This is a genomic window from Tangfeifania sp., from assembly GCF_055108615.1.
In genome coordinates this window covers 24,265-30,934 of sequence record NZ_JBSQIC010000040.1, presented here as the reverse complement: position 1 = coordinate 30,934, position 6,670 = coordinate 24,265, and the positions used below count along the sequence as shown (strand labels likewise).

General features: G+C 42.3%; 4 protein-coding genes. 3 read left to right on the top strand and 1 reads right to left on the bottom strand.

What is annotated here, in order from left to right; all coding sequences use genetic code 11:
• The coding region (locus tag ACTCNA_RS10285) for an FAD-dependent oxidoreductase (protein ID WP_462947825.1) at nt 1–769 on the top strand (769 nt) is incomplete at its 5' end.
• A gap of 38 nt (nt 770–807) precedes the next feature.
• Here ACTCNA_RS10285 and ACTCNA_RS10280 read toward each other — a convergent pair.
• Nucleotides 808–3,690 carry a PAS domain S-box protein gene (locus tag ACTCNA_RS10280; RefSeq protein ID WP_462947824.1) on the bottom strand — a complete coding sequence of 961 codons (2,883 nt, stop codon included), beginning with the start codon at nt 3,688–3,690 and terminating at the stop codon, nt 808–810.
• Nucleotides 3,691–4,301: 611 nt separating this feature from the next.
• On the opposite strand from ACTCNA_RS10280, the gene ACTCNA_RS10275 reads away from it, so the two are divergent.
• Together ACTCNA_RS10275 and feoB are read left to right on the top strand one after the other, a co-directional pair.
• A complete protein-coding gene (locus tag ACTCNA_RS10275; protein ID WP_462947823.1) occupies nt 4,302–4,535 on the top strand; it encodes a FeoA family protein in 234 nt (77 codons plus the stop codon).
• On the top strand, nt 4,525–6,648 hold the full coding sequence (gene feoB / locus ACTCNA_RS10270) for a ferrous iron transport protein B (protein WP_462947822.1): 2,124 nt from the start codon (nt 4,525–4,527) through the stop codon (nt 6,646–6,648). The genes ACTCNA_RS10275 and feoB overlap by 11 nt, the downstream gene beginning before the upstream one ends.
• The last annotated feature ends 22 nt before the right edge of the window (nt 6,649–6,670 follow it).

Genomic DNA, 6,670 nt, shown 5'->3' with positions numbered 1-6,670 from the left:
TATTGGCCGTGAGGACGAAGAAATCAGTGAGAACATTCTGGAATTCCTGAAAAAGGAAGGCATTGAATTTCGTTTGAACGCCAGTTGTATAGGAGGCACTCAAAACGAGGAAAATTCAGTTACCCTGAAACTGGACTGCAAAGAAGGAAGCCGGGAAGTTACCGGCTCGCATCTGCTGATTGGTGTGGGTCGCAAACCCAATACCGATTCGCTGAACCTGGAAGCCGGCGGAATAAAAACCGATGATCGCGGATATATCCAGGTAAACGATTATCTGGAAACAAATATCGATGGAATTTTTGCCCTGGGGGATTGCAACGGGAAAGGCGCTTTCACGCATACGTCGTACAACGATTTTGAAATTGTTACCGCCAATAAATTCAGCAACGCAAACCGCAAAGTTTCCGACCGGATTATGGCCTATAACCTTTACATCGATCCGCCGTTGGGACGCGCCGGAATGACCAAAAAAGCAGCCCTCGAAAAAGGGCATAAAGTAATGGAAGCAACAATGCCCATGAGCCAGGTTGCACGAGCCAAAGAAAAAGGTGAGACCAATGGGTTGATGCAAATAATTGTCGATACTGAAAGCCGCAAAATACTAGGTGCAGCCATTCTGGGCGTGGGCGGAGATGAAATTATCAGCGCTGTTTTACAGGTCATGTATTCCGGCGCTCCATACACTGTTCTTCAAAATGCTGTAATATCCCATCCAACTGTAGCTGAGTTGTTGCCTACTTTGCTGGGAGGATTGAAAGAAGTAAAATAGAAGAGAAATATTGAAAAACACAATTGAATTAGGTGTTCCTAATTCAATTGCTTTATTTTTTCCATTAAAAGCGCTGTTTTTATGGGTTTGGCAATATAATCGTTACACCCCGCTTCCAGCGCTTTTTGCCTGTCGTCGGTCATGGCATAGGCGGTTTGTGCAATAATAACAACCTTTTGGTTTGTTTCCCGGATTTTACGCACTATTTCGAGTCCGTTTATGTCAGGCAGCCCGATATCCATTAAAATAACATCCGGGTTTTGAGTTTCAAAAAGTTGCAAAGCTTCTTTCCCTGTTTCAGCGAAAAATATTTCACCGGAATAATTTTTCAAAATCTGGCTGAAATAAATCCGGCTCACCGAATCGTCTTCCACTACAAGAATTTTGGTATTCATTGTTTTTCCGGGGTTTTCCGGGTTCTCATTGCTTACTTTTTCTTCGCTTCCGCGCGTTGAAAATACGGGTAGCCAAAAACGGAAAACGGAGCCTTTCCCGGGTTCCGATTCCACGGTAATTTCAGTGCCCATTAACTCCAGCAATTTTTTTACGATAGACAATCCCAAGCCGGTTCCACCATAGCTTCGGGTGGTACTGTTATCTGCCTGACTGAAGCGATCAAAAATTACCGCGTGTTTTTCTTTGGGAATTCCGACACCGGTATCAGCAACAAAAAATTCTGCTTTCCCTTCCATTACCTGCGATATTCCAAAGGTGACTGAACCTTCAGATGTGAAGCGCAGCGCGTTATCTATCAAATTGGAAAAAATTTGCATCAACCGGTTTTCGTCGGTATTTAAAACAAGCGGTGTGCCCGGTTTTTGAACAATTAATTCAACCTCATTTGTTCCGGCATCGGTCCTCTTTTTTTCAAAAATGGAATGGATGGCCGAAAGTGTTATTGCTGCATCAAACGGTTTTTGCTCAATAGTGGTTTTACCGGTTTCGAGCCTCGAAATATCGAGGATGTCATTAATGATTTTTAAAAGTCCCTCAGCGCTTTTATTGATTACTGAAGCATATTTTATCTTGCTCTCTTTCTCTAAGTTATCATCAGTTGTAAGCAAATTGGTAAAACCGAGGATTCCGTTCAGCGGGGTACGTATTTCGTGGCTCATATTGGCCAGAAAAGCTGTTTTCAGCCGCTCGCTCTCTTCGGCTTTTTCTTTAGCAATAACAAGTTCATCCTGCACTCTTTTGCGCTGTGTAATATCGGGCGCCATGCTAAGCATAATCCTTTTCCCGCTGCTCATTTTACCAAGCGGTGTTGTATAAAAGTTCCAAATCCTTTTTTCGCCCGATTTTGCGGTTATTTCAAACTCACTGCTTAAAATGGTTTTGCCTTCATTAAACATCCCTGTAACATAATTTTTCACTTCTTCGGCTTTCCCACCGTAAGCCTTTTCCGTCCATGCTTTCAGTGTTGGAATCTCTTCAATGGTATAACCTGAAAAGTGGTTCCAGCCTTCGCTCAGGTTTATCACATTTCCATCTTCATCATGCACCATTATTGGAATTGGTGCCAGAAGAATCGCTTTCCGGAAACGTTCCTCACTCTCTTTTAATTCGTTCTCTGCCAAAGCGCGGGAAGTAATATCCATTACTGTGGATACCATTGTATTTTGTTCAGCGAGGGGAATGTTTACCGCATTTACAAAACCTTTTGAACCATCGCTTCGGGTAATTTCAATATTTTCCCAGTGCATTTTCTGCGGGTCGCCCGATTTAATTCCCTCCATAATCATCTGTATCACTTTATTTCGGTAATCCTCATCAGGATAAACTTTTTCAAAAAACGAAGGAATATCTTTCAGCTCCGATGCCTTCCATCCATAAATTTCTTCGAATCTCCGATTCATGTAAAAGGCCGATCCATCATCAATTTTATTGAGTGTAATTCCAATGGGTAGATTATCGAGTACCGTTTGAATAAAGGTATTTTTTTCCTGCAACCCGATTTGATACTCCCTTTCTTCGGTCTGGTCGCGAAAAACCAGCACCACTCCTGTAATTTCACCCTTTTCATTTTTTATGGGGGCACCACTGTCGGCAATCGGAATTTCCCGTCCGTCTTTCGATATTAACAGGGTGTGGTTGGCCAGCCCTGCGATGGAACCACTCTGAAGCACTTTTGTGTACGGACCCTCCACTTCTTCCCGGGTTTCTTCATTAATTATTCTGAAAATTTGATCCAGTTTTTTTCCTTTCGATTCCAAAAATTTCCATCCCGTAAGTTGTTCTGAAACCGTATTCATCTGGGTAATATTCCCCCTTTTGTCGGTACATATTACTGCATCGCCAATACTTAGCAGGGTGGTACGGTAAAGCGATTCTGCTTCCCGTATTTTTTGTTCGCTTTGAATATACCGCCCAATGAGTTGAAAAAACTTGGCTATGACTGCAAATGTTACAGGGAGTATCAATAAAACAGGTAACCCAATCCGGGAAATTACCTCCAACCCTTCATTTTCGGGAAGCAGCAATTGAGAGGCAAGCATAACGAGGTGCGCAAATCCTCCGATTACAACAAAACGAATGAACCGTATATTTTCCAGTTTGTTTTTGAAAAGCTGACGAAAAAACAAACCTGTTAAACTGCAAAAGAGAATGGTTGCCAACCCGGCCCAAATTCCGCTTCCGCCGAGGTAAATCCTGTAAGCGCCGGCCATTAAAACCGAAACAAGGGCTGTATATCCGCCTCCAAACAAACCGGCAAGCGTTAGTATGACCGAACGTCCGTCGTAAATCACACCCGTTGAATATGCATAAGGCATCATCATTGCTGCAATAGCTACGGCACCAAACCAGGTTCCCTGCAAAAGCTGATAAAAGAATTTATTTCGCGGTTTGTACCATTTAATTAACCCATACAATACCGAAAGCGAAACAAGTAAAGCTGAATTCTGAATGAAGTTAATTATCATAGATTTTTTTTGCAAGTTAAAAAAAATAAACAACAACTATAAACAAAAAAGATTACAAAAACTCAGATTAGCTCAATGAAAAATTGCATTTATTTAGGTGATATTTTCCTTAAAAATTTACTTTATTAAATGAAGAACGTTGTCACTATTGCGGATATAAAAAGAATGACAATTGACACTCTTATGGGAAAACAAAATTATTGACTGTAAATGTGAAAACAGCTACAAGTATGTCTCCAAAATATCCACGTTTTCAGTTTAGTTTAATATATCCACCATTAATATATTCTTAATAACATTTTGTTGTTATAATCCAAGTTTTTTCTTACACTTATTATACTCAACACAGCATCAAAATCTTCAATCAAAAAGTTCGACTTTTTTCCGGTTGGGTTCACTTTGATAATGAGGCGCTTAGGTTTATGGCTTGAGTGCTTTTTTTATTTTGTTAAAACTGTCAAAAATTCTTGTTCCTTCAATACTACCCAAATCGTCTTAAAATCACTATTTGTTGGGATTGATTCGTTCATTGATAAACCTTATCATTGCATTTCCAATAAAAGGACAGAAAAACCTTTTATTTAGTTGAATGTTAGAATTATCCCATGAAAATGAATAAATATACAATTGCACAATTGAAGCGTGGCGAAAAGGGAATCATCGGAAATTTCTCGACAGATGTGGTACCGGTAAAATTACAGGAGATGGGATGCCTTCCCGGCAGCGAGGTCCAGCTCATTCAGTTCTCACCCTTTAACGATTTGCTGTACCTGAACATCAGCGGAAGTTTTTTTGCCATCCGTAAAGAAACAGCTTCATTAATTGAAATTGCGAATGCAGGATAAAACCATGCCGGGACAAATCAACGTAGCGCTTATAGGAAACCCGAATACAGGCAAAACTTCTGTATTTAACCAGCTCACCGGGCTGAACCACAAGGTGGGGAACTACCCGGGCATTACGGTTGAAAAAAAAGAGGGAAGCTGCAAACTGCCGAATGGGCTGAAAGCACGAATTACCGATTTGCCCGGAACATACAGCCTCAACGTAACTTCTGCCGACGAGCAGGTGGTAGTAGAACACCTGCTCGATAAAACCAGCGAAAACTTTCCTGACGTGGTTGTGATTGTGGCCGATGTCGAGAATTTAAAACGAAACTTGTTTCTTTTCACGCAGATAAAAGACCTTAAAGTCCCGGTCATCCTGGCGGTTAACATGGCCGATGTGATGGTACGCAAAGGCATTTCACTGGATATTGAATTGTTTGAGAAACAGTTGGGAGCCAAAATTGCCCTGGTTAGTGCCCGGAAAGGAACAGGCATCGATCACCTTAAAAAAAGTATTGCTGAATACAACGAGTTGCCTGTAAACTCCACTATCGGGTTAAAAAAAATTGATTCTGAATATTTTACGGAATTGCAGAAAGCGTACCCCGGAGAAGAGTTGTACCGGCTTTGGCTCAAGCACACCCAGAATTTTGATTACACCAGCCATAAAAATGCAGCCGTTCAAAACGCATCTGCGAAAAACGGATTTCCTGACCGAAGCGAAAATGAACTCAAACGGATGCAGCAGAAGGAAACCATTCAGCGCTACCTGTTTATCAACAAACTGCTGGACGAAGGTTACAAAAGAGATATCACTGCCGCAAAAGATTTTCGCGGCAGGCTCGACCGCGTTTTGCTCCATCGCGTTTGGGGCTACGTCATTTTTTTCCTGATTATGCTGGTCGTTTTTCAATCCATTTACAACTGGAGCAGCTACCCGATGGATTTTATCGACGGGCTGTTTGCTTCGCTGGGGGAGTGGACCCGCAACACGCTGCCACCCGGTGCACTTAACGGATTGTTATCCGAAGGAATTATTCCCGGGATTGGGGGAATAATGATATTTATTCCGCAAATCGCCCTTCTTTTCCTGTTTATTTCTATTCTCGAAGAGAGTGGTTACATGAGCCGCGTGGTGTTTATCATGGATCGTTTTATGCGCCGTTTCGGGCTGAACGGGAAAAGTGTTGTTCCGCTTATTTCGGGCACAGCCTGTGCCATCCCCGCGGTTATGTCGGCCCGCAACATCGAAAACTGGAAAGAGCGCCTGATTACCATTCTGGTAACACCGTTTACTACGTGCTCGGCCCGCCTGCCGGTTTATCTCATTATCATCGCGCTGGTAATTCCCGAAAAAACTATCCTGGGGTTAAACCTGCAGGGACTGACCCTGATGTTTTTATACGCGATTGGTTTTGTCATGGCCATTTTTTCGGCCTGGGTTTTAAATAAAATCCTGAAAATTAAGTCCCGTTCATTTTTTATTGCTGAAATGCCCGGCTATAAATTGCCTTTAGTCAGGAATGTAGCCTACACTGTGGTTGATAAAACCAAAGATTTTGTTGTCAATGCCGGGAAAATTATTCTTGCCATTTCCATCGTGCTTTGGTTTCTGGCCTCGCACGGACCTTCCTCGGAGTTTAAAAATGCGGAGGAAATCGTTCACTCTCAAATTGAAAATGAAAAACTTACCGGCGAGGAGTTGAACGCAGCCGTTGCTTCCCATAAGCTGCGCCATTCGTATATTGGCATTTTGGGGCATACCATTGAGCCTGTAATCCGTCCGTTGGGTTATGACTGGAAAATCGGGATTGCCCTGCTTACATCGTTTGCTGCACGCGAAGTGTTTGTGGGATCGCTGGCTACCATTTACAGCGTGGGAAACGATGATGAAGAGACCATAAAAAACCGCCTTGCGGGGGAAATAAATGAATCGACCGGGGAGAAAGCTTTTAATTTTCCGACGGGAATTTCGTTGCTGCTGTTTTACGTTTTTGCCATGCAGTGTATGAGTACGCTGGCTGTTGTAAAACGGGAAACCATGAGCTGGAAATGGCCGCTGGTTCAACTTTTTACAATGACAGGTTTTGCTTATATTATATCGCTCGTGGCTTACCAGCTGTTAAAATAAAAATGAAGAATAGTTGAAATAA